The sequence below is a fragment of the Kitasatospora sp. NPDC004240 genome (assembly GCF_053603215.1).
In genome coordinates, this window is record NZ_JBSGFD010000002.1 from 116,550 (window position 1) to 138,092 (window position 21,543).

General features: G+C 74.6%; 21 protein-coding genes and 1 pseudogene. 9 read left to right on the forward strand and 13 right to left on the reverse strand.

The window, feature by feature from the left end; genetic code table 11:
* The 4 genes from ACWEQL_RS01230 to ACWEQL_RS01245 all read right to left on the reverse strand — a co-directional run bounded on the left by ACWEQL_RS01230 (nucleotide 1) and on the right by ACWEQL_RS01245 (nucleotide 3,442).
* On the reverse strand, nucleotides 1-672 hold the full coding sequence (locus ACWEQL_RS01230) for a GntR family transcriptional regulator (protein ID WP_452148035.1): 672 nt from the start codon (nucleotides 670-672) through the stop codon (nucleotides 1-3).
* Between the two features lie 73 nt (nucleotides 673-745).
* Nucleotides 746-1,096, reverse strand: a complete 351-nt coding sequence (locus tag ACWEQL_RS01235; RefSeq protein WP_452148036.1) for a cupin domain-containing protein — start codon at nucleotides 1,094-1,096, stop codon at nucleotides 746-748.
* A gap of 29 nt (nucleotides 1,097-1,125) precedes the next feature.
* On the reverse strand, nucleotides 1,126-2,523 hold the full coding sequence (locus tag ACWEQL_RS01240) for an NAD(P)/FAD-dependent oxidoreductase (RefSeq protein ID WP_452148037.1): 1,398 nt from the start codon (nucleotides 2,521-2,523) through the stop codon (nucleotides 1,126-1,128).
* Nucleotides 2,524-2,719: 196 nt separating this feature from the next.
* The gene (locus ACWEQL_RS01245; protein ID WP_452148038.1) at nucleotides 2,720-3,442 is read right to left on the reverse strand and encodes a TetR/AcrR family transcriptional regulator; all 723 of its coding nucleotides are present in this window, start codon (nucleotides 3,440-3,442) and stop codon (nucleotides 2,720-2,722) included.
* 355 nt (nucleotides 3,443-3,797) lie between these two features.
* Between ACWEQL_RS01245 and ACWEQL_RS01250 the strand changes: the two genes are divergently transcribed.
* Entirely contained in the window at nucleotides 3,798-5,210 is a 1,413-nt protein-coding gene (locus tag ACWEQL_RS01250; RefSeq protein ID WP_452148057.1) for an APC family permease, read from the forward strand.
* 136 nt (nucleotides 5,211-5,346) lie between these two features.
* A complete protein-coding gene (locus ACWEQL_RS01255; protein ID WP_452148039.1) occupies nucleotides 5,347-6,987 on the forward strand; it encodes an amidohydrolase in 1,641 nt (546 codons plus the stop codon).
* A 128-nt stretch (nucleotides 6,988-7,115) separates the two neighbouring features.
* On the opposite strand, the gene ACWEQL_RS01260 is transcribed toward ACWEQL_RS01255, so the two are convergent.
* Nucleotides 7,116-7,649 carry a flavodoxin family protein gene (locus ACWEQL_RS01260; protein ID WP_452148040.1) on the reverse strand — a complete coding sequence of 178 codons (534 nt, stop codon included), beginning with the start codon at nucleotides 7,647-7,649 and terminating at the stop codon, nucleotides 7,116-7,118.
* A gap of 199 nt (nucleotides 7,650-7,848) precedes the next feature.
* On the opposite strand from ACWEQL_RS01260, the gene ACWEQL_RS01265 reads away from it, so the two are divergent.
* From ACWEQL_RS01265 to ACWEQL_RS01275, 3 genes are all read left to right on the forward strand, one after another.
* Nucleotides 7,849-8,556, forward strand: coding sequence for a response regulator (locus ACWEQL_RS01265; RefSeq protein ID WP_452148041.1), 708 nt, complete (start codon nucleotides 7,849-7,851; stop codon nucleotides 8,554-8,556).
* 198 nt (nucleotides 8,557-8,754) lie between these two features.
* Entirely contained in the window at nucleotides 8,755-9,084 is a 330-nt protein-coding gene (locus tag ACWEQL_RS01270) for an SHOCT domain-containing protein (protein ID WP_452148042.1), read from the forward strand.
* A gap of 56 nt (nucleotides 9,085-9,140) precedes the next feature.
* On the forward strand, nucleotides 9,141-10,124 hold the full coding sequence (locus ACWEQL_RS01275) for an Acg family FMN-binding oxidoreductase (protein WP_452148043.1): 984 nt from the start codon (nucleotides 9,141-9,143) through the stop codon (nucleotides 10,122-10,124).
* 19 nt (nucleotides 10,125-10,143) lie between these two features.
* On the opposite strand, the gene ACWEQL_RS01280 is transcribed toward ACWEQL_RS01275, so the two are convergent.
* Nucleotides 10,144-11,112 (reverse strand): proline dehydrogenase family protein, encoded by a 969-nt coding sequence (locus ACWEQL_RS01280; RefSeq protein WP_452148044.1) that lies wholly within the window; start codon nucleotides 11,110-11,112, stop codon nucleotides 10,144-10,146.
* A 189-nt stretch (nucleotides 11,113-11,301) separates the two neighbouring features.
* On the opposite strand from ACWEQL_RS01280, the gene ACWEQL_RS01285 reads away from it, so the two are divergent.
* Entirely contained in the window at nucleotides 11,302-12,276 is a 975-nt protein-coding gene (locus ACWEQL_RS01285; RefSeq protein ID WP_452148045.1) for a GlxA family transcriptional regulator, read from the forward strand.
* Here ACWEQL_RS01285 and ACWEQL_RS01290 read toward each other — a convergent pair.
* Entirely contained in the window at nucleotides 12,273-13,988 is a 1,716-nt protein-coding gene (locus ACWEQL_RS01290) for a sensor histidine kinase (protein ID WP_452148046.1), read from the reverse strand. The two genes, ACWEQL_RS01285 and ACWEQL_RS01290, sit on opposite strands and share 4 nt — an antisense overlap.
* 362 nt (nucleotides 13,989-14,350) lie before the next feature.
* On the opposite strand from ACWEQL_RS01290, the gene ACWEQL_RS01295 reads away from it, so the two are divergent.
* Nucleotides 14,351-15,394, forward strand: a complete 1,044-nt coding sequence (locus ACWEQL_RS01295; RefSeq protein ID WP_452148047.1) for a zinc-dependent alcohol dehydrogenase family protein — start codon at nucleotides 14,351-14,353, stop codon at nucleotides 15,392-15,394.
* A gap of 136 nt (nucleotides 15,395-15,530) precedes the next feature.
* Nucleotides 15,531-16,217 (forward strand): helix-turn-helix domain-containing protein, encoded by a 687-nt coding sequence (locus ACWEQL_RS01300; protein ID WP_452148048.1) that lies wholly within the window; start codon nucleotides 15,531-15,533, stop codon nucleotides 16,215-16,217.
* Between the two features lie 41 nt (nucleotides 16,218-16,258).
* Here ACWEQL_RS01300 and ACWEQL_RS01305 read toward each other — a convergent pair whose 3' ends face one another.
* The 6 genes from ACWEQL_RS01305 to ACWEQL_RS01330 all read right to left on the reverse strand — a co-directional run bounded on the left by ACWEQL_RS01305 (nucleotide 16,259) and on the right by ACWEQL_RS01330 (nucleotide 21,130).
* Nucleotides 16,259-16,696, reverse strand: a complete 438-nt coding sequence (locus ACWEQL_RS01305; RefSeq protein WP_452148049.1) for a hypothetical protein — start codon at nucleotides 16,694-16,696, stop codon at nucleotides 16,259-16,261.
* Between the two features lie 25 nt (nucleotides 16,697-16,721).
* Complete coding sequence (locus ACWEQL_RS01310; RefSeq protein ID WP_452148050.1) at nucleotides 16,722-17,240, reverse strand: GNAT family N-acetyltransferase; 519 nt, start codon at nucleotides 17,238-17,240, stop codon at nucleotides 16,722-16,724.
* A 136-nt stretch (nucleotides 17,241-17,376) separates the two neighbouring features.
* Nucleotides 17,377-17,565 (reverse strand): hypothetical protein, encoded by a 189-nt coding sequence (locus tag ACWEQL_RS01315; protein WP_452148051.1) that lies wholly within the window; start codon nucleotides 17,563-17,565, stop codon nucleotides 17,377-17,379.
* A gap of 939 nt (nucleotides 17,566-18,504) precedes the next feature.
* The gene (locus ACWEQL_RS01320) at nucleotides 18,505-19,395 is read right to left on the reverse strand and encodes a DUF2268 domain-containing protein (RefSeq protein ID WP_452148052.1); all 891 of its coding nucleotides are present in this window, start codon (nucleotides 19,393-19,395) and stop codon (nucleotides 18,505-18,507) included.
* Nucleotides 19,396-19,689: 294 nt separating this feature from the next.
* Entirely contained in the window at nucleotides 19,690-20,190 is a 501-nt protein-coding gene (locus tag ACWEQL_RS01325) for an HPP family protein (RefSeq protein WP_452148053.1), read from the reverse strand.
* 70 nt (nucleotides 20,191-20,260) lie between these two features.
* Complete coding sequence (locus tag ACWEQL_RS01330) at nucleotides 20,261-21,130, reverse strand: alpha/beta fold hydrolase (RefSeq protein ID WP_452148054.1); 870 nt, start codon at nucleotides 21,128-21,130, stop codon at nucleotides 20,261-20,263.
* A gap of 133 nt (nucleotides 21,131-21,263) precedes the next feature.
* On the opposite strand from ACWEQL_RS01330, the pseudogene ACWEQL_RS01335 reads away from it, so the two are divergent.
* Nucleotides 21,264-21,428 (forward strand): annotated as a pseudogene (locus ACWEQL_RS01335) (TetR/AcrR family transcriptional regulator); the annotation flags it as partial.
* Between the last annotated feature and the right edge of the window lie 115 nt (nucleotides 21,429-21,543).

Genomic DNA, 21,543 nt, shown 5'->3' on the forward strand with positions numbered 1-21,543 from the left:
TTACTCCGTCTCTCGGGTACGGGCGGGGGCGTCGGTGGCCGTGCGGGTGTCCAGCACGTGGCGGCGGGCGGCGTCGCCCGCCGCCCGCGGGTCACCGGCGGCGATGGCGTCGAGCACGGCGCGGTGCTGCCGGTGGACCTGGTCGGTGCGGCCGGTGGGGCGCAGCGACCGCCGGGTGGAGATCTGGATGCGGTCCCAGAGCAGGTCGAGGGTGTGCAGGGCGATCGGGCTGTCGGCGAGTTCGGCGACGCGGCGGTGGAAGCGCCGGTTGAGCCGTACGGCGCCGGGGAGGTCCCCGGCGACGGTGGTGGTGTGGGTGAGGTCGGCGAGCCGGTCCAGGTCGGCGAGGTCGGCGGGGGCGATGCGCCCGTCGCGCTGGCGTTCGGCGGCGAGTTCGGCGGTCAGCGCCTCAAGGGCGGCGCGGACGCGGTAGGCGTCGTCCAGTTCGCGCTGCCCGAGTTCGACCACCCGCACCCCGCGTCCGGCGGGGGCCACCAGCCCGTCCGCGGTCAGGGCCCGCAGCGCCTCGCGTACGGGGGTGCGGCTCATCTCCAGGGCGGCGGCGACCCCCAGCTCGGTGAGCCTGGCCCCGGGCGGGTAGCTCCCGTCGAGGATCAGCTCGCGCAGGCGCTGGTGCGCCGTCTCGGTCTGCATACCGGCGACCCTAGTCATTGCATGCATTGTATGCAATGGCTTTCGGTGTTGAGGCGAGGCCGAGGACGGGCCGGCCGGGGGGAGGGTGGCCTCAGCCCGCCAGGGTGATCGCGAAGGCCTTGCGGAGGGTCTCGTGCACCGTCCAGGTCGTCCGGTCGCCGCGGCTCAGGACGGCCAGGTCGCCGGGGCCGACCTCCAGGGTGGGGCCGCCCTCGACGGCGACGGTGGCGCGGCCGCTGATCACCACGAACATCTCGTCCTCCTCGGTGTCGGTGACCGTGCCGGGGGTGATCTGCCAGACCCCGCGCAGCCGGCGGCCGTCCTCCGATTCCCAGAGGACCTTGCTGCTGACCTCGGGGGAGCCGGCGAGGATCTGGCCGGGGTCGAGGGGCTCGGCCTCCAGTTCGGCGTCGGGGATGTGGAGGGCGAAGGTACCGGTCATCTGATCTGTTCTTTCCTGGTGAGCGGGTCTCAGCTGTCGAAGCCGAGGCCGAGCCGGTCGAGGGTGCGCAGCCACAGGTTGCGGTGGCCGGAGTCGGCGTCGGCGCGGGTGAGCGCCCACTGGGTGATGCCGATGCCGAGGGTGCGCGCCGGTTCGGGCGGGAACGGTATCGGCTTGCGTCGGACCATGTCGAGGGCGGTGCGCTCGGTGCGGGCGCCGTCGAGCAGGTCGAGCATCACCTCGGCGCCGAAGCGGGTGGCGCCGACGCCGAGGCCGGTGAACCCGGCGGCGTAGGCGACCCGTCCGTCGTGCGAGAGGTCGAAGAACGCGGAGAAGCGGGTGCAGGTGTCGATCGCGCCGCCCCAGGCGTGGGTGAAACGCAGGCCCTCCAGCTGCGGGAAGGTGTGGAAGAAGTGCCGGGCGAGGGTGGCGAAGGTCTCGGGCCGCTGGTCGCGTTCGGCCTGGACCCGGCCGCGGTAGCGGTGCACGACGTCGTAGCCGCCCCACAGGACGCGGTTGTCGGCGGACAGCCGTACGTAGTGGAAGTGGTTGGCGCTGTCGGAGAAGCCCTGGCGGTGGCGCCAGCCGACGGCGGCGAGCTGCTCGTCGGTCAGTGGCTCGGTCATCAGCGCGTAGTCGTAGACCGGCACGGTGTACGGGCGGTGGCGACGCAGCAGGGAGGGGAAGGCGTTGGTGGCGAGGGCGACCCGGCGGGCGCCGACGCGGCCGTACGGGGTGCGGACGGTGAGGCCGTGCGGGGTGGCGGTGAGGGCGGTGGCGCGGGTCCGTTCGTGGATCCGTACCCCGAGGTCGAGGCAGGCCCGGCGCAGGCCCCAGGCGAGGCGGGCGGGGTTGAGCATGGCGACGCCGTCGCGGTCCCAGAGGCCGGCGAGGAAGGTGGGGGAGTGGATCTCGGCGCGGACGGCCTCGCGGTCGAGGAGCGCGGGCGTGTGGCCGTGACGTCCGGCGAGTTCGGCGTACTCGCGCAGGCCGTCGACCTGGTAGGGCTCGGTGGCGACCACGAGGGCCCCGGTGCGTTCCCAGTCGCAGGCGATGCCGTACCGCCGGACGCTCTCCTCCATGGCCTCCAGGTTGGCGGCGCCGAGGCGTTCCAGGGTGGCGAGCTCCCGCGGCCAGCGCCGGTGCCCGTTGGCGAGGCCGTGGGTGAGGCTGGCCTCGCAGAAGCCGCCGTTGCGCCCGGAGGCCGCCCAGCCGCACTCGGCGGCCTCGACGAGGACGACGTCCAGGGAGGGGTCGCGCTCCTTGGCGATCAGGGCGGTCCACAGTCCGGCGTAGCCGCCGCCGACCACCAGCAGGTCGCACCGGGTGTCGCCGACCAGGGCGGGGGCGGCCGTCGGCCGGCCGGGGTCGTCGAGCCAGAACGGGAGGGGCTGGGCGTCCCGGAGGGCGCGGACGGGATCGGCCATGGGGTCGGCTCCTTCGGTGCACGGGGCCTTGGGCCCTGCCTCCGGGATCACGCCCGGCGTGATCCCGGAGGCAGGGCCTGGGTGGGGGTGCGGCCATCAGAACGCCGGACGCCGTACAACGTCAATGGCGTTGACATAAGCCTCGCCGGGCCCGGCCCCTGGCCCGTAGCGCCTGCCCACGGTTCCCGGCCCGTCCTCAGCCCGCCGCTCCCGGCCCGGTGAGCCGCTCCAGCCGGGCCGCGGCCGCCTCCAGCAGCAGCTCCAGCGCGACCGGGTAGCCGCTGCGGTTCATGTCGGCGACCAGCAGGTGGGCGGTGGCCGCGATGTGCGGGTGGGTGTCCGGCCCCAGCCGCCCGTAGCTGGCCCGCCAGACCTCGTGGTCGGCGGTTGCCGCGGCCGCGGGCAGCGCGAGCGCGGCCGCGTCCAGGGCGGCGAACCCCAGGCTCTGGTCGACGAAGGCGTGGTAGATCGGGACCGCCTCCTGATCCGGGAAACCCGCCCCGCGGAGCACCCCGAGGATCGACTCGACGGCCCGCACCTCGTACGCGCGCCCGGTGGTCCGGTGCGCGGCGAGCACCGCCGCCTGCGGGTGCGCCCGGTACGAGTCGTGGATCCGCAGGCCGATGGCGCGCAGGTCGGCCCGCCAGTCCCCGGTGGGCCGCCAGCCCTGCTGCGCCCGTCCGACCAGTTCGTCGGCGATCGCGAGGAGCAGGTCGTCGGCGCTGCGGAAGTACCGGTAGATCGCGCTCGGGTCGGCGCCCAGGGCGGCGCCGAGCCGCCGGACGGTCAGTGCGTCCGCGCCGTGCTGGCCGACCAGGCGCAACGCGGTGTCGATGATCAGCTGGTGGGAGAGGACGACACCCTGCCGGGTCGGCCTCCGGCGCCGCCGCTGCGGCTCGGGAACCACTCGTTCGGACATGCCGGGGAGCTTATGACAACGGCATTGACGTGTATAGCGGACCGGGCTTTCATAGGCGCCCAACCGGCCGTTCGGCCAAGCCCCCTCGGTGGGCGCTCCGCGGTCGGGTGCTCCGCGGTCGAGTGCTCCGCCACGATCACGGCGCGCCACCGAGCCGGGTGCTCCACGACCGCGTGCCCGGCGGTCCGACCGCGCGCCCGGCGGTCGGCCCCTCCCCGACGAGTCCCACCCCCACCCTCACGACTACGGCGGTGATCCCTTGGCATCCACCCGGCACGACACCGGAACCGGCCCGAGAACGAGCGACGGCGCCCCCGCCCCCGGGCTGCGCGGCTCCCTCGGCGCCGGCGGCGCGATGGTCCTCGCCGCGTCGAGCACCGCGGCGACCACCAGCATCGGCATCGGCCTCGGGCTGATGGCCGGCGTCGTCGGCCTCCACCTCCCGGCGATCATGCTGCTGGCCTTCCTGCCCGTCCTCGCCATCGCCGGCGCGTACGGCCGCCTCAACCGCCTGGAACCCGACGCCGGCAGCAGCTACCGCTGGGTCGGCCGGGCGCTCAACCCCTGGCTGGGCTTCCTCACCGGCTGGGTCAACGTCGTCGGCACGGTGGTCTTCATGGCCTACACCACCACCGTCACCGGCTCCGCCGTCCTCCAACTCCTCGGTGAGGCCGGCCTGCACGGCGTCGCGGGCCTGACGCTCGACCCGGACTCCACCCTCCAGTCCACCGTCCTCGGCCTCGGCGTCCTGCTCGCCGCCGCCCTGGTCGCCGTCCGCGGCCTCGACCTCGCCGCCCGCCTCCAGAAGTACCTGCTGGTCTTCGAGTACGCCGTGCTGCTCGGCTTCTGCGGGTACGGGCTGATCGCCGGCGACCAGCCGTTCTCCCTGGAGTGGTTCGACCCGTTCGCGATCCCCTCGCTCTCCGCGCTCGCCCAGGGCATGGTGCTCGCGGTGTTCTGCTACTGGGGCTTCGAGTCGGTGTTCAGCATCGGCGAGGAGGTCCGCGAGGTCCGCGACGCCTCGCGCGGCGGCTTCCTCGCGCTCACCACGATGCTGCTGCTCTTCCTCCTCGCCGGGACGGCCTTCCAACGCGTGCTCCCGCTGGACGAACTCGCCGGGAACGGCGCCCAGGGCCTCACCTACTTCGGCGACAAACTCGCCCAACAGCCTTTGGCCGCCCTGCCGCTGGTCGCCCTCACCTTCTCCGCCGCGGCCTCCCTGCAGGCCTCGGTGGTCCCCACCGCGCGCGGCATGTACGCCATGGGCCGCGACCGCACCCTCGGACGGGTCTGGACCCGCCTCCACCCCCGCTACGGGACCCCGGCCACCGGCACCCTGCTGATCACCGCGACCGCCGCCGTGCTCGCGCTGCTGTCGCTGGTCATCCCCACCGTCGGCGAGCTGATCTTCGCCGCGGTCAACGCGATCGGCATCGTCGTCGCCCTCTACTACGCCCTCACCGCGGCCGCGGCCGCCGTGCGCTTCCGTTCGCTGCTGCGCACCGCCCCGCTGGAGGCGCTGCGCGTGGTGGTGGCCCCGCTGGCCGGCGCGGCCGTGCTGCTGGCCGTCGGCGGCTACCTCGCCTGGACCTTCTACCGCTCCGCCGACCACTTCGAACTCGCCGCGGACAACGGCTGGTTCGAGCTGTCGGTGGTCGGGATGATGATCGGCTCCGGGGTGCTGGCCGGCGCCTGCGCCCGCTGGTACCGCCGGGCGCCGTACTTCCTGTCGCCGCGGGGCGAGGAGGCCGCCGCCGTGAGCGACTGACCGGGACGCCCCGGGCGACCGCCACCCGGCGCCCGGGGCGCCCGCGCGGACGGCACCCGCATCCCGGACCCGCATCCCGCACCACCGACACGTCAGACCCGCACCCCGCACCACCGATCCGACTGGAGCACCACCCATGACGACCAAGGCCGACCTGGTCTTCACCCACGGCCCCGTCCACACCGGCGACCCGGCCCGCACCCGGGCGAGCAGCCTCGCCGTCACCGGCGAGCGGATCACGGCCGTCGGCCACGACGAGGTCCGCGACCTCATCGGCCCCGCCACCGAGGTCGTCGACCTCACCGGCAAGCTGCTCCTGCCCGGCTTCCAGGACGCCCACGTCCACGCCGTCTTCGGCGGCCTGGAACTCGCCGAGTGCGACCTCACCGGCACCGTCGGCGTCGACGACTACCTGCGACGGATCCGCGAGTTCGCCGACGCGAACCCCGAGCGGACCTGGATCACCGGCGGCGGCTGGTCCCTGGAGAGCTTCGACGGCGGCCTGCCGACCCGTCGGCTGCTGGACTCCGTGGTCCCCGACCGGCCCGTCTACCTGCCCAACCGCGACCACCACGGCGCCTGGGTCAACACCCGTGCCCTCGAACTCGCCGGCATCACCCGTGACACCCCCGACCCCGCCGACGGCCGGATCGAGCGCGAGGCGGACGGCACGCCCAGCGGCGTCCTCCAGGAGGGCGCCACCGGCCTGATCACCCGGATGATGCCGCAGCGCACCGCCGCCGACCGCCTCGCCGGGCTCCTCCGCGCCCAGGCACTGCTGCACTCCCTGGGCATCACCGGCTGGCAGGACGCCCTGCTCGGCGTCTTCAACGGCCAGGCCGACCCGTCCGACGCCTACCTGACCGCCGCCCGCGACGGCTCGCTGACCGCCCGCGTCACCGGCGCGCTCTGGTGGGACCGCGAGCGCGGCGCCGAGCAGATCCCCGACCTGGTCGCCCGGCGCGAGGAGTCGCGCCACGGCCGGTTCCGGGCAGGCTCGGTCAAGATCATGCAGGACGGCATCGCCGAGAACTTCACCGCCGCCATGACCAGCCCCTACCTGGACGGCTGCGGCTGCGCCACCACCAACACCGGCCTCAGCTTCGTCGACCCGCTCGCCCTGCGCGGGTACGTCACCGAGCTCGACGCCCTGGACTTCCAGGTGCACTTCCACGCCCTCGGCGACCGCGCCGTCCGCGAGGCCCTGGACGCCGTCGAGGCCGCCCGCGCCGCCAACGGCCGCCGCACCGCCCGCCACCACCTCGCCCACCTCCAGGTCGTCCACCCCGACGACCTGCCCCGCTTCGCCCGGCTCGGCGCCATCGCCAACATCCAGCCGCTCTGGGCGGCCCACGAACCCCAGATGGACGAGCTGACCATCCCCTTCCTCGGTGCCGAACGCGCCGCCTGGCAGTACCCCTTCGCCTCCCTGCTGCGGGCCGGCGCCACCCTCGCCGCCGGCAGCGACTGGCCGGTGAGCAGCCCCGACCCGCTCGAAGGACTCCACGTCGCCGTCAACCGCGTCGAACCCGGCATCACCGACCGGCCGGTCTTCCTCCCCGAGCAGCGCCTCGACCTCGTCACCGCCGTCGCCGCCTACACGGCCGGCTCCGCCCACGTCAACGGCCACGACGACGCCGGCACCCTGCGGCCCGGCCACCTCGCCGACCTGGTCGTCCTCGACCGCGACATCTTCACCGCCCCGGCCCGGGAGATCGCCGACGCCAGGGTGCTGCGCACCTACGTCGGCGGGCAGCTGGTGCACGCGGCCGGCTGAGCCCCGGGAGCCGGACGGCCCGTACGGGCCGGGCATGCCGTACGGGCCGTACAAGCCGCACGGGCCGGGCACGCCGACACCGCGTCGGCGCGCCCGGCCCGTCCCGGAGCCGGCATCCACCCGGCGGCTCACACCAGGGCGGCGCCCCAGGCGCGGGCCCGGTCGAGCTCACCGGCGCGCAGCGGGCCGTCCCCGCCCTCGACGATGAACCCCTCCGGCTCGACCACCACGTCGTAGTGGTGCCGGGCCAGCCGGTGGGCGATCGCGGGCGCGGCGCCACCGCTGCCCGCGCCCTCGGCCCGGGTGTCGAAGGCCGCGGCATGGGTGCCGCTCTCCGTCTTCGGCAGGCCGTGGAACCAGGTCCGCAGGCCCGGGCCCTCGGCGGTCTCGGCCGCCTCCCTGGCCTCCTCCTCGTGCCCCTCCTTCTTGGCCTCGGCCATCGCGGCCATCCGGCGGCTCATCCGCGAGGACATCCCGCGCATGTGGGTCGGACCGCCCACCACCAGCAGGTCCGCCGCACCGGCCGCCGCGGTGGCGGCCCGGGCCACCGGGAGGCAGTCCACCTCGGCCCGGGGATCCGCCTGGTGGACGCCCTCGGCGATGGCCTCGGCGACCTCCCGGGTGTTCCCGTACAGGCTCTCGTACACGATCACGGTACGCATGGCTCTCACCTCTCCTCGCCCTGCTCCCAGCCTGGCGCGCGGAGTGCGGCTGGCGCGTGGGCCGTCCGGTCCGACCCGGCCGCCGACCGGCCCGTGTCCTTCGCCCGCCCCCGGCGCCGCGTGGGCCGGTGCCGGTGCGGTGGCCGGGCCGGGCGCGCACAATCGGGGAGGGGCGGCCCCGGCGACCGAGGAGCAGGCGATGGACGCGAACGAGCCCGCCACCGTGCGGCGGCCGATACGGGTGTTCCTGCTGGACGACCACGAGGTGGTCCGGCGCGGTGTGCGCGACCTGCTGGAGGCCGAGCCGGACATCGAGGTGGTCGGCGAGGCCGGCACCTGCGCCCAGGCCCTGGCGCGCGTCCCGGCCCTGCGGCCCGACGTCGCCGTGCTCGACGTACGGCTGCCGGACGGCGACGGGGTCACCGTCTGCCGCGAGCTGCGTGACGACCGGCCCGACCTGGCCTGCCTGATGCTGACCTCCTTCGACGACGACGACGCGCTGCTCGACGCGATCATGGCCGGCGCCGCCGGGTACGTGCTGAAGCAGGTCAAGGGCTCCGACCTGGTCAGCGCGGTCCGTACGGTGGCCGCCGGCCAGTCCATGCTCGACCCGGCGACCACCCACCGGCTGATGGAGAGCATGCGCCACCACGAGGAGAGCGCCACCGACGTCGCCCTCGCCCAACTGACGCCCCGCGAACGGGAGATCCTCGCCCTGGTGGGGGAGGGGAAGACCAACCGGCAGATCGGCGAGGAGCTCTACCTCGCCGAGAAGACCGTCAAGAACCACGTCTCCCGGCTGCTGGCCAAACTCGGCGTGGAACGCCGCCTCCAGGCCGCCGTCCTCGCCGCGCACGCCGACCCCGACGCAGACACCGGCCGGCACCACCCGCGCCCGGGGCACTGAACCGCCATCTCGGTGCTCCCCGCGGGGTGTTCCCCGCCGGCCCCGGGGTACCCGCCCCGACCCCCGGGTACCCGCCCTGCTTCCGGGTACCCGTCGGGCCCCTGACCCGGGCCGAACGGCCCAAGCGCCGCCCCCGGCCCCGGCCGCACGCTGAGGGTGAGGCGGAACGTCTCCACCGGCCGGGCCGAGGAGGCCACCATGTACTGGCACGATCACGATGTGAACGGGTGGGGCATCGGCCTCATGACCGTGACCATGCTCCTCCTGCTGGCGCTGCTGATCCTCGGCGTGATCGCCCTGGTCCGGTACCTCGGGCACACCACCCCGCACCACCGGCCGTACCCACCGGTCCCGCCGCACGCGCCGGCCCCACCCGTCGTACCGCCGGCCGCCGCACCGCCCGCGGCGACCGACCGTCCGGCCCCGGAGCAGCTGCTCGCCGAACGCCTCGCGCTGGGTGAGATCGACCCCGACGAGTACCGCCGCCGCCTGAGCGCGCTGCGCGGCGACCCGCCCATCCCCGGCTGACGGCAGACCCCCGCCCGGGCCTGTCCCGGCCCCGGGGCACACCCCAGGAGACGGCCATGACCACCCTCGCACTCGACGCCGCCGCGCTGGAGAACCTCGTCTCCGCGGCGGTCGCCGCGCCCTCCATCCACAACAGTCAGCCCTGGCGCTTCCGGCTCCGGCCCGAAACCTCCACCCTGGAGGTTCGCGCCGCCCGCGAACGGGCCCTGCCGGCCACCGACCCCGAGGGCCGCGCCCTGCACGTCTCGGTCGGCGCCGCGGTGTTCAACCTTCGTGTCGCCGCCCGCCACCTCGGCTGGGCCCCCGACGTGCGGCTGCTGCCCGACCCGGCCGAACCCGACCTCCTCGCCGCCGTCCGGCTGGACCTCTCGGCACCGGCCCGGCTGCCCGTCGTCGACGCCCTGTACGAGGCGATCTGGCACCGCCACTCCATCCGCACCCCGTTCACCGCCGACCGCGTCCCGCCGGTCGTCCTCGACGAACTGCTCACCGCCGCCCGCGCCGAGGAGGCCACCCTCGTCCTGCCCGACCACGAGGAGACCACCCGGCTGCTGGAGCTCACCGCCGAGGCCGAACGCCGCAACACCACCGACCCGGCCCAGCGCGCCGAGAGCCGCGACTGGATCCGCAGCGGCGAGCTGCCGCCCTACGGCATCCCGGCCCGCGCGCTCGGCCCCCAGGACCGCGAAGGACGCCTGCCCATGCGCGACTTCGCCGCCCTGCGCCCCGCCGAGCACCGCACCCCCGCCACCTTCGAACGCGAGCCGCGGATCGCCGTCCTCGGCACCGACGCCGACCACCCCGAGGACTGGCTGCGCGCCGGACTCGCCCTCGAACACGTCCTGCTCACCGCCACCGTCCACGGCGTCCGCGCCTCCCTGCTCCACCAGGCGATGGAATGGCCCCAACTGCGCTGGGCCGCCCGCGAACCCCACCGCCGCCCCGGCCACGTCCAGATGCTGATCCGCCTCGGCTACGGCCCCGAGGGCGCCCCCACCCCCCGCCTCCCGGCCGGCGCCGTCCTGGACCCGAAAACCTGACCGGGCGGCCCGACGGGGTTCACGCGGCTGCGTCGAGCAGGGCCTGGAGGAGGCGCTGCGGGTCCTCGGCGAGGCGGTTGCAGACGTAGAGCCACCACTCGGTGCCGAAGACCACGTACTCCCGGGTGGGGTGGCCCTGGGCGGCCATGGCGGCGAGGCGGTCGGGGCCGAGGCCGAGGAGGGTCTCGAACTCCCAGGGCGCCGGCCCGTCCGGGGACAGCCCGGCGAGGTGGCGGTCGACGCGGTGGATCAGCTCCCGGTCGTGGGTGGCGAAGGAGCACGCGTGGCCGGAGCCGGCCAGCAGTTCCGCGTGGCGGAGGTAGGCGGCGGCCAGGGCGGGGGACTCGCGCGGGAGGGCGACGCTCTCCGGTTCGGGGAAGGCGCCCTTGACCAGGCGGATGCGCCCGGGGAGCGCCAGCAGGGCCGGCAGGTCCTCGGCGGTGCGGTGCAGCCGCGCCTGGACGGTGACACCGACGTGCTCGAACCGCTCGCACAGTGCGCGGTGTACCGCCAGCACCGCGTCGGTACGGTCGGACCCCTCGGCCGAGATCACCATCTCCCGCCCGGTCTCCGCGGTGGCCCGCGCGATCCGCGAGGCGTTGGCCAGGGCGAGCTCCCGGTCCACGGCGAGGCCGATGTGCGACAGGTCGAGCGAGACCGAGCAGCCCGGCGGGAGCAGCCGGGCCGCGGCGAGGAACACCTCGGTCTCGGCCGTGGCGCGTCCGGCGTCGCGGCAACTCTCGCCCAGGTACTCGACGTTCACCCGGTGACCGGCCGCGAGGACCTCCCGGGCGCGGCCGATCGCGTCGGTGAGCGTCGGCCCGGCCACGTACCGTCGGGCGACCTTCCCGGCGAGCGGGCCCAGCACCGGATCCTCAGGGACCCGCCACTTCAGCCCCTCGTCGAGCGCCAGCGCGCGCAGGACCTGCGCCGCCCGGGAGGAGAGGTCGGCGGCGTCGCCGGAGGTGGTCGTGCCCGTGGTCGTCATCGTCTGCCTCATCGTCTGCCCCGCTCTGTTCGGTCGGTGTCGCCGGCATCCGCAAGACTGCCGGGGTCCGACCCCGCCCGGGAGTGGCGGAAACGCCCGGTAGGCTGAAATTCCTGCCACCACCGGGGCCGGGGTCACGGGGGCCGAGGTCACCCGGGGCCCGAGGTCACCGGGCGAAGGGAGCCCCTGATGCTGCGCGACGTCGCCGTCCTGGCGCTCGACGGCTGCCACGCCTTCGAACTCGGCGTGTTCTGCGAGGTCTTCGGCATCGACCGGAGCGACGAGGCGCTGCCCGGCTACGACTTCGCCCTGGTGAGCGCCGACGGCGGCGGCGTCACCACCCGGCACGGCTTCGAGATCCGGGCCACCCACGGCCCCGCTCGGCTGGCCTCCGCCGACCTCGTCTGCGTCCCGGCCTACGATCCGGGCGTGCCGCAGCCGCCGGCCCTGACCGACGCGCTGCGCGCCACCGTCGAGCGCGGCGGCCGGGTCCTCAGCATCTGCACCGGAGCGTTCCTGCTCGGCGAGGCGGGCCTGCTGGACGGACGCCGCTGCACCACCCACTGGCGGTACACCGCGGACCTCGCCCGCCGGTTCCCGCTGGCCGAGGTCGCGTCCGACGTGCTGTACGTGGACGAGGACCCGGTCATCACCGGCGCCGGGACGGCGGCCGGCGTCGATACCTGCCTACACCTGGTGCGCAAGGAGCACGGCAGCGCCGTCGCCAACGCCGTCGCCCGCCGGATGGTCGCGCCCCCGCACCGCGACGGCGACCAGCGGCAGTACCGCGAACGCCCCCTGCCCCAGGAGGGCACCGGCTCGCTGGCACCCGTCCTGGCCTGGATCGAGGCCAACCTCGACGACCCGGGCCTCACCGTCGAGGCGATGGCCCGCCACGCCCACCTGTCCCCGCGCACCTTCGCCCGCCGCTTCCGGCAGGAGACCGGCACCTCGCCGCTGCAGTGGCTCACGGGCCAGCGCGTCCTCCTCGCCCGCCACCACCTGGAGACCACCGACGACCCGATCGCCACCATCGCCCACCGCACCGGCTTCGGCACCGTCGACACCCTCCGCCACCACTTCGCCCGCCGCCTCGGCACCACCCCCCACCACTACCGCCGCACCTTCGGCCCACCGGCCGGCGCCGAGCGGCCGGATCGCTAACCCTCCGGGAGGGGGACGCGCCAGACCAGGGCGGTGCCGCCCCCGGGGCGGTTGCCGACGGTGAAGGTGCCGTCCAGGGCGGAGGCGCGGTCGGCGAGGTTGGTGAGGCCGCTGCGGCGGCCGCCGTCGGGGAGGCCGACGCCGTCGTCGGTCACGCCGACGATGAGTTCCGGGCCGGCGGCGAGGGAGACGTCGACGGTGGTGGCGTGGGCGTGGCGGGCGGCGTTGGAGAGGGCCTCCTCCAGCACGGCGACGGCCGCGTCGGCGGTCGCGGAGGGGACGGTGGCGTCCAGCAGGCCGGTCATCCGCAGGGACGGGGTGAAGCCGAGGGTGCGCGCGGCGCGTTCGACCACCTCGACGGTCCTGGCCCGCAGGCCGGCGGCCGCCGGGCCGCGTTCGCGCAGGCGCAGGCCGAAGATGGTGGCCCGGATGGTCTTGGCGGTGTCGTCCAGGTCGTCGATGGCCCGCAGGACGCGCTCGGCCGCCTCCGGGTGCTCGATGAGGCGGCTGGCGCCCTGGAGGGTCATGCCGGTGGCGAAGAGCCGTTGGATGGCGAGGTCGTGCAGATCGCGGGCGATCCGGTCCCGCTCCTGGAGCAGCGCGATCTGCTCGGACTCCCGGCGCCGCTCGGCGAGCTCCATCGCGACGGCGGCCTGCCCGGCGAAGCCCAGCAGCGGCCCCGACTCGTCCTCGCCGAACAGCGGCGCGCCGGCCGCCCGGGCGAGCATCAGCACGCCGCGGGTCCCGTCCCGGGTGGTGCCGATCGGTACGGCGACGGCCGGGCCGAGGCCCTCCCAGCGGGGCGGTCCGGCGGTGATCCGGGGGTCCTTGCGGACGTCGGTGCTGGTGACCAGCCCGCCGGTGAGGACGGCCGCGCCGACGAACGAGCCCTTCACCGGGACGACCAGGCCGTGGTGCTGCCCGGCGGCCGGCCCGGTGGCGATCCGCACTTCCAGCTCCTCGGTGCCCGGCAGCGGTGTGGCCACCACGGCGAGGTCCGCGCCGGAGATCTCGGTGGCCCGGGTGACCAGCAGGTCGAGCACCTCCTGCTCGGGCTGCCCCGACAGCAGGCCGTTGGTGACCTCCGCGCTCGCCGCCAGCCAGCGCTCGCGCAGCCGGGCCTGCGCGTACAGGCGGGCGTTGTCGATGGCGACCCCGGCCGCGACGGCGAGGGTGGCCAGCACCGACTCGTCCTCGGCGTCGAACTCGCCGCCGCCGCGCTTCTCGGCCAGGTAGAGGTTGCCGAACACCTTGTCCCGGATGCGGATCGGCACGCCCAGGAAGGATCCCATCGGCGGGTGGTGGGCCGGGAACCCGTACGAGGCCGGGTGGTCGGAGATCCGGCTGAGCCGCAGCGGCTCGGGGTGGCGGATCAGCTCGCCGAGCACGCCGTGCCCGGACGGCAGGGCGCCGATGAGCTTCACCTCGTCGTCGCTGAGCCCGACCGGGATGAACTGGGAGAGCCGCTGGTCCTCGCCGATCACCCCGAGGGCGCCGTACTCGGCGTCCACCAGGGTGACCGCCGCCTCGACGATGTGCCGCAGCGCCTGGGCGAGCTCCAGGTCGCGCCCGACCGCCAGCACCGCCTCCAGCAGGCTGTGCACCCGGTCGCGGGTGCCCCTGGCCGCGTCGAGCCGGGCCTGGAGCTCGTCGAGCAGCTCGTCCAGTCGCAGCCTCGGGACGGGGGCGGGTTGCGGCGTGTCGGTGCCCAAGGGATCCTCCGTGGCTCGCTCACCCACCAGCGTAGACACGCGGCCCGGCGGGTGACCCGGTGCGGGAGGGCCGGTCGGCCCCCATGGGTTCGGGCAGGCCGCCCCTGGCGGTGAGCCCGATGAGGCGGAACCCTGGAAGGGCGGACGGCTCCGGCCCGACCGTGCGGCCCGACCGTGCGGCCCGGGCGGGCACCGGGGAGGATTGATCCGCCCCCGGGCGGACCGGCCCGGCGCCGTACGGGAACGTTCCGCCGTCCGGGCGGACCGGCCCCCCGGCATCGGGCGGGAAGGAGTCGCCGTCCGGCGGGAAGGATCCGCCGCCCGGCGGGAATGACCAGGCACCCGAGAGGAGTGACCAGGGCATGAAGGCGCTGACATACCACGGACCCGGCCGCCGCACCTGGGGCGAGGTACCCGATCCGGCCGTACGCGACCCCGAGGACGCCGTCGTCCGCGTCGACGCCGTCACCATCTGCGGCACCGACCTGCACATCCTCAAGGGCGACGTCCCCGAGGTGGCCGAGGGCCGCGTCCTCGGCCACGAGGCCGTCGGCACCGTCACCGCGACCGGTCCGGCGGTGCGCACCGTGGCGCCCGGCGACCGCGTCCTGGTCTCCTGCATCTCCGCCTGCGGCCGCTGCGACTACTGCCACGCCGCGACCTACGGCCAGTGCACCGGGGGAGGCGGCTGGATCCTCGGCCACCTCATCGACGGCTGCCAGGCCGAGTACGTCCGCACGCCCTTCGCCGACGGCTCGCTGCACCGGCTGCCCGACGGCGTCGGCGACGAGGACGCGCTGCTGCTCGCGGACATCCTGCCCACCTCGTACGAGGTCGGGATCCGCAACGGCGAGGTCGGCCCCGGTGACGCGGTCGTGATCGTCGGTGCCGGCCCGATCGGCCTCGCCGCCGTCCTCACCGCCCGGCTCTACACCCCGGCGCGGGTCGTCGTCGTCGACCTGGCGCGCAGCCGCCTCGACGCGGCGCGCCGGTTCGGCGCCGACACCACGTTGACCGTCGACGAGGCGACCCCCGAGGCGGTCCGGGCGCTGAGCCGCGACGGTCTGGGCATGGACGTCGCGATCGAGGCCGTCGGCGTGCCGGAGTCCTTCGAGCTGTGCACCCGGGTGCTCCGCCCGGGCGGGCGGGTCGCCAACATCGGTGTGCACGGCCGGCCGGCCGTGCTCCACCTGGAGGAACTCTGGATCCGGAACATCACCATCACCACCGGACTGGTCGACACCCACAGCACCTCGATGCTGCTCGGCATGCTGGCCGCCGGCCGACTGGACGTCTCCGGCCTGGTCACCCATCGCTTCGGCCTGGACGAGATGCAGGACGCCTACGACGTCTTCGCCGACGCCGGGGAGCACGGCGCCCTCAAGGTCGCGCTCTTCCGCACCTGAGCCCCCTGTCACCCAGCCCCGGCCCCTGAACCCCCTGAACCTTCTGTCACCCGCCAAGCCCCCCGAACCCGCACCCATCGAGCACCCGAGCCACCCGGGGACGCCCACGGGTGTCGGCAAGCCGAGGAACGAGACCATGAACCACACCCACGACCTCGACCCTGCCGGCCGTGTGGACGCCGCCGGAGTGGCCGACCGTATCGCCGACCGCATCGCCGAACGCCGCGAGCAGCTCGGCCTGACCGAGAAGGTGCTGGCCCACCAGGCGGCCATGTCCCCGCACTACCTCCGGCACCTGCTGGAGGCGGGTCCGGACTTCGATCCGGCCGGGTTCGACCGGATCGCGGCCGCGCTGCGGATGCCCCCCGCCGACCTGCTGGAGGGCCGCGCCGACGCCCCGCCCGGCCGGTCCGGGCCCGGTTCGCGACCACGGCTGCTCGACCTCGGCGAGGCCGAGTGCTGGGACCTGGTCGGCGGCCACGGCGTCGGCCGCATCGGCCTCCCCGGCCGCGGGGGGCCCGCCGTGCTCCCGGTCAACTACGTGGTGGACGCCCGCACCATCGTCTACCGCACCAAGCCCCACGGGGCCGCCGCCGCGTCCGACGGCTCGCCGGTCTCCTTCCAGGTCGACCACATCGACGACCACCTCGGCCAGGGCTGGAGCGTGCTGATGCTCGGCGAGGCGCAGCACGTCCGCGACCCCGACGAGCAGGACCGTCTGGCCTCCCTGCCCGGCGCCACCCCGTGGGCCGGCGGTGACCGCCCGCTCTGGGTACGGGTGCGCCCCGACGAGATCACCGGCCGCCGGATCACCCCGCTCTGACCGGTCCGGCGGCCACGGCCGGACGTTCACCCGGAGGGCCGTCACCCGTGGCGGGCCGGCGGGGCCTCGACGGCCACCGTGACCCCGATCGCGCGCTCCCGCAGCCGGGCGGCCATGAACTCCATCTCGACGAGCGTGCCCACCAGGCCGTTCGCCCTCAACTCGGCTGCCAGTGCCTTGGCCTGATGGATCGTCACGTCACGCATCTCCCGAAGGGCCCGCAGGACGGCCACCTGGCCCTCCCCGGGCCCGGTCAGCCGGAGTCGCGCGGATCCGTGCGCCGCCAGGAGCAGCCGTCGGATCTCCTCCGGCGTCCCGCCACCGGTGTCCTCCTCGCACCAGGCGACGTGACACGTCCGGCAGTTGGCCTCCGTACCCCACCACAGTCGCCCGCCGTAGATGAACTGGCCTATGTCGCGGACCAGTTCGCCGCCGCAGCTCTCGCACGGCGTCGTGACCCTGACGCCCTGGGTGATCACGCTCCTCCTCCCTCGAACCGCGCCTTCAGCGACTTCGCACCCGCCACCGGCGTTCCCCGTCCTGCCACTCCTCGGTGGCCGTCAGCCCGGCCGCCGCGGCGACGGCGGCCGAGGCCGCGTGGTCCGGGTGGACGTGGGCGACGACCGTGTGCACCCCCGGCCGCGCCCGGAGCCATTCCACCAGCCCCCGCGCGGCCTCCCCGGCGATCCCGCGTCCCTGCCAGGCGGTCCCCACCACCCAGGCGACCTCGGCAGCGGCGCCCCGCCCGTCCGCTGTCACCGTCGCCTGCACCGTCCCCACCAGGCACCCCGCGCCCCGGAGTTCCACCACCCAGTTGCACCACGTCTGCGCCGGATCCGGCGATCCGGCCGCCCACCGCTCGTACCGCGCCCGCAAGGCGTCCACGTCCTCCGGGGCGCCCCCGGTGAACTCGTGCAACGCGGGATCGCCCAGCACCCCGGCCATCTCCTCGGCGTGCTCCACCCGCAGCGGCAGCAGCACCAGGCGGTCGGTGTGAATGGCCTCCGGCCCGAGAACGCTCACGCTGCCCCTCCGTCGATCGCGGTCGATCGCGGTCGATCGCGTGCGAGCAAGTCTCCCACGGATGCCGATCTTGTAGGGCCGATGTATCGCTGATCGTGCTCGGCGCCCCGCCGTACCTGTTCGGCTGATCGGCTGATCAGCGCAGGGCGGGGCCGGTGAGGTCGAGGGTGAGCAGGTTGTGCCAGTCGTCGGTGAGGACGGCGGTCGGGCCCTCGTGGCGTACGCCGATGAAGGGGTTGGAGTGGAACTTGATCGGCCGATCCGGCGGGGAGATCGTACAGGTGAGGAACGAGCGGGAGAAAGGCTGCCGCTTCGGCGAAGTCACGTTACGAGGATGCCCGGCCGAGGACCCCGGACCTCCTTGACTTTCCCGCTCAAGCCGGATGGGGCGCGCTGGCCTGCGGTAATGCCAGAGATGCAGGCGAACGGGCGAGCCCGCTGATCCGTTCGGCGCGGCTACGTATGCGGCCGGCAGTCACGCTCCTCCGCGCTTGTCGCGTTGGAGAGGTGGGTCGTCGACGGGGACTGGCGAATCGCATCTGTGGCTGGCTGCGGCAGGGTCTGGTCGGATCTATGCTGACCTTTTGCCGGCTTTCCTGACTGATGATTAGCTGAGTGGCCCGGGGTCTCTCTTGACTCTCCCGCGGCCCGCCGCCCGACCGGGCGGCGGAGAAGCGGACGTGAAGCGTCTATGGAAAATCGAGAGGGCCAGGCGGCAACCGCGTAGGGGCTCCGCTGTTGCCTGCCGTCATTGCGCGATCCTTCGCCACCGTACGAGCGTGCCCCGGCCGATGGCGCATCGTCGTCCGGGCCGTGATCCGGTCCATGTGTCGGCAACGGCTGAAATGGTTCTGGATCACGGAAAGTGATCCAGAACCACGCCCGTTCAGGACGTTCGCCCGGCCTCCGGCGCGACCACGAACGCGGTCGGCCTGAATCGCGCCGCCCATGCCTCCCGCGCCGCCCATGCCGCTGGGACCGGATGGGCCGTGGCTGCTGTCCCGAAGATCTTCCAAGGCGGGCCCTACAGGTCGCGCCCCGGGCCCACCGCGGTCGGGCGGTGGGCTCCGTCATGGTCGTCGACCTGCTGGCCTTCGGCGTCGCATCCGGCTCGGGGCCCTGTTGCTGTTCGTCGAGGCGATCATGTGCCTGTACTGGCGCGGGCAGATGTTCGCCCGGGGCCGCACCGGGGAGAAGGGCCGCGAGATCCGCCCCCTCCCCGGTGTCCCCGGGTGCGTCGGATGTCCGCGGAGGCGGAAGCCGATCAGGCGCGCGTCTGCACCCCCGCGTTGGCGAGGATCTCGCTCGCGGGCAGGGCGATGCTCTGAGCGGCAGTCAGGCCGGTGGCGGTCAGGTGCGCGTCCACGATCCGCAGTCCGGCCGCGTAACCGGCGAAGTCCGGGAGTCCCACGGGCTCCTGCCCCATGAGTCGCGCGGTGGCGTCGCCGAAGACGTACGCGGGCAGGTTCCGCATCCCGGCCACATCGATCCCGGCCGTGATCCTGCCGTACACGCGCTCCAGTTCGGCGCCGGTCAACCCCGTCGACCACGGCCCCATGGCCTGCTCGCCGGCCAGCTCCCGCACGAAGGCCTCGGCCAGGCCCTCGGCGACGACCTGTTCGCCCACGGTGACGGCCATCGGGTCCCAGGTCACATTGGCGTAGCGCACGTTGTGGTGGAGCTCGTGTGCGGCGGCGTGGCCGATCTTCTCCAGGCTGGTCACGGTGGGCCACATCAGGAGGTGGATCGCCCCGGGGATTCCGCCCGTGCCGAGGTAGCCGGCGCTGCGGACCGTCAGGTGCTCGTCGTCGGGGTCCCCGAGCACCAGGACGACGTGCACGGTCTCGGCATGCCGGACGCCGGGTACCGCGGTGCCGATCCGGTCCCAGGCGGCGGTGAGCGAGTCCTCGACCCGGTTCAGCACCTTCGCGTCCTGCATCCGGCGCAGGGCGTGCAGGTAACGCCGGTCCTCGCGGTCGAGCGGGAAGCCACTGCCCAGCTCGTGCATCCGGACCAGGTCCACCTCGCCCATCACCGCGGACATCACGGCTTGGAGCGGGCTGAGCATCTCCCGCAACGCGTCGGACCGTTCCTCCAACGGCCGCTGCAGGAGGTCGGTCATGGCGGAGATGGTGTCGTGAACAATGATCTTCATGCTTCGGGACGGTAGAGCCCCACGCGGCGTGAGGGTCAAGCCGCCGAGGCGACCGGTCAGAAGCCCCGAGCGACCTACGACTTCAATCTCGGACAAATATGTTCGATGCACCCCTGGCCGACCTGCCGTCGCCCCGCCGGGTGCCCGCTCGTCGGGCCCGCCGAGCGCCCCGACCAGGGCGTGCGGCTGCGCCCTGCTCCACACCGCCCGGAACGTACACCCCCCACGGCCCGGGCGCCGCACGGTGAAGCCATCGGGCGGCCGGGCCCGTACACAGCCCGGCCGCCCGCCCGTTCAGCCGGTCCGGCGTGCCGGGTAGCGGTAGCCGGGCAGCAGGCGCCCCGCCAGCAGGGCGGTGCCCAGGACGACCGCGACCCCGGGCAGCAGCGGGTCGAGCAGGTAGCCCGGCCCCGGGTCCTGCAACCCGATGAAGGCCGCCGCCGGGACGGCCGGTACGTGCGGGGCCCGCAGCAGCAGGAGCACCGCGACGGTGAGCGCCGCCGCCACCCCCGCCGCGTACTCGGAGGGCCCGGCGACCGCGGTGACCGCGAGGGCCGTCAGTGCGGCGGCCGGGTAGGAGAGCAGGACCGCCCGCGGGGCGGCCAGCGGGGCGCCGGGCGCCATGGCGAGCACGGCGGCGCTGGCGACGTACGGGATCGCGAAGACGTGCAGGCCGGTCGACCGCTGGACGGCGGCCAGCAGCAGGACGGCGCCGAGGGCGACGGTCGCGGCGGTGAGGGCGGCGCGGCGCTCGGCGCCGAGCGGGCCGGCGGCGGTGCTGGTGAGCGAGGACATCGGAGGTTCCCCCTTCGGGCGGTGCCGGCGGTGGCCGCCGCCGGTGCGGCGACGGCCGGTGCGGGCCGGATCAGCGGTGGCGGCGCAGGAAGTCGCGGATCAGTGCGGCGATCTCCTCGCCGTGGGTCTCCAGGGCGAAGTGGCCGGCGTCGAGCAGGTGGATCTCGGCGTCGGGCAGGTCGCGGGCGTACGCCTCGGCGCCCTCGGGGCCGAAGATCTCGTCGCCCCGCCCCCAGGTGATCAGCGTGGGCGGCCGGTGGGTGCGAAAGTACTCCTGGAAGACCGGGTACTCGGCCAGGTTGAACTGGTAGTCCCAGAACAGCTGGAGCTGCACCTCCCGGTTGCCCGGCCGGTCCAGGTACGCCTGGTCGACGATCCAGGCGTCCGGGGAGATCCGGTCCTGCCGGTCGGCGGGGACGCCGTGGGTGTACTGCCAGCGGGTGGCCTCGGCGGTGAGCAGCTGCCGGACGGCCGGCTCGTGGGTCGCGCGGTCCTCGGCGTGCTGGAAGAGCACCTTCCAGAACGGGGTGAAGCCCTCGGTGTACGCGTTGCCGCTCTGGCTGATCAGCGCGGTGATCCGCTCCGGGTGCCGGGCGGCGATCCGCAGGCCGATCGGGGCGCCGTAGTCGTGGACGTAGAGCGCGAAGCGGTCCAGGCCGAGTCGGTCGAGCAACTGCAGGGTGAGGTCGGTGAGCCGTTCGAAGCCGTAGTCGAACTCGGTGGTGGCGGGGGCGGCGGAGCGGCCGAAGCCCACGTGGTCGGGGGCGATCAGGTGGTACTCGTCGGCGAGTTCGGCGATCAGGCCGCGGAACATGTGCGAGCTGGACGGGAAGCCGTGCAGCAGGACGAGGGTCGGGGCGGACGGGTCGCCGGCCTCGCGGTAGGCGATCTCCAGGCCGTCGATCAGGGCGGTGCGGTAGCGGGTGGCGAAGGCGGTCACGGTGGGCTCCTCGGGTCGCAGGGCGTCGGGAGAACGGCCGTTCTCTCGATCGGCCGACGAGGAGAACCATCGTTCTCCCTGCTGCGATGTACAGTAGAGAACCATCGTTCTCTTTGCAAGGGGTAATCACCGGATGGACCTGGAAACCGCCGAGACCCGGCTGCTCGACACCGCCGAGGCGCTCTTCGACGAGCACGGCGTCCAGGCCGTCGGCATGGACGCGATCCGCACCGCCTCCGGGGTCTCGCTCAAACGCCTCTACCAGGTCTTCCCCTCCAAGGACGACCTGGTCACCGCCGTGGGGGGGGGGGGGGGGGGGGGGGGGGGGGGGGCGGGGGGGGGGGCGCCCCCCCCCCCCGCCCCCCCCCCCCCCCCGCCCCCCCCGCGCGAAGGCGAAGACACCAGCACAACAG

Coding starts and splice junctions, on each gene's coding strand:
- ACWEQL_RS01230 (WP_452148035.1), bottom strand. CDS start 672: ATGACTAGGGTCGCCGGTATGCAGACCGAGACGGCGCACCAGCGCCTG.
- ACWEQL_RS01235 (WP_452148036.1), bottom strand. CDS start 1,096: ATGACCGGTACCTTCGCCCTCCACATCCCCGACGCCGAACTGGAGGCC.
- ACWEQL_RS01240 (WP_452148037.1), bottom strand. CDS start 2,523: ATGGCCGATCCCGTCCGCGCCCTCCGGGACGCCCAGCCCCTCCCGTTC.
- ACWEQL_RS01245 (WP_452148038.1), bottom strand. CDS start 3,442: ATGTCCGAACGAGTGGTTCCCGAGCCGCAGCGGCGGCGCCGGAGGCCG.
- ACWEQL_RS01250 (WP_452148057.1), top strand. CDS start 3,798: ATGGTCCTCGCCGCGTCGAGCACCGCGGCGACCACCAGCATCGGCATC.
- ACWEQL_RS01255 (WP_452148039.1), top strand. CDS start 5,347: ATGACGACCAAGGCCGACCTGGTCTTCACCCACGGCCCCGTCCACACC.
- ACWEQL_RS01260 (WP_452148040.1), bottom strand. CDS start 7,649: ATGCGTACCGTGATCGTGTACGAGAGCCTGTACGGGAACACCCGGGAG.
- ACWEQL_RS01265 (WP_452148041.1), top strand. CDS start 7,849: ATGGACGCGAACGAGCCCGCCACCGTGCGGCGGCCGATACGGGTGTTC.
- ACWEQL_RS01270 (WP_452148042.1), top strand. CDS start 8,755: ATGTACTGGCACGATCACGATGTGAACGGGTGGGGCATCGGCCTCATG.
- ACWEQL_RS01275 (WP_452148043.1), top strand. CDS start 9,141: ATGACCACCCTCGCACTCGACGCCGCCGCGCTGGAGAACCTCGTCTCC.
- ACWEQL_RS01280 (WP_452148044.1), bottom strand. CDS start 11,112: ATGACGACCACGGGCACGACCACCTCCGGCGACGCCGCCGACCTCTCC.
- ACWEQL_RS01285 (WP_452148045.1), top strand. CDS start 11,302: ATGCTGCGCGACGTCGCCGTCCTGGCGCTCGACGGCTGCCACGCCTTC.
- ACWEQL_RS01295 (WP_452148047.1), top strand. CDS start 14,351: ATGAAGGCGCTGACATACCACGGACCCGGCCGCCGCACCTGGGGCGAG.
- ACWEQL_RS01300 (WP_452148048.1), top strand. CDS start 15,531: ATGAACCACACCCACGACCTCGACCCTGCCGGCCGTGTGGACGCCGCC.
- ACWEQL_RS01320 (WP_452148052.1), bottom strand. CDS start 19,395: ATGAAGATCATTGTTCACGACACCATCTCCGCCATGACCGACCTCCTG.
- ACWEQL_RS01325 (WP_452148053.1), bottom strand. CDS start 20,190: ATGTCCTCGCTCACCAGCACCGCCGCCGGCCCGCTCGGCGCCGAGCGC.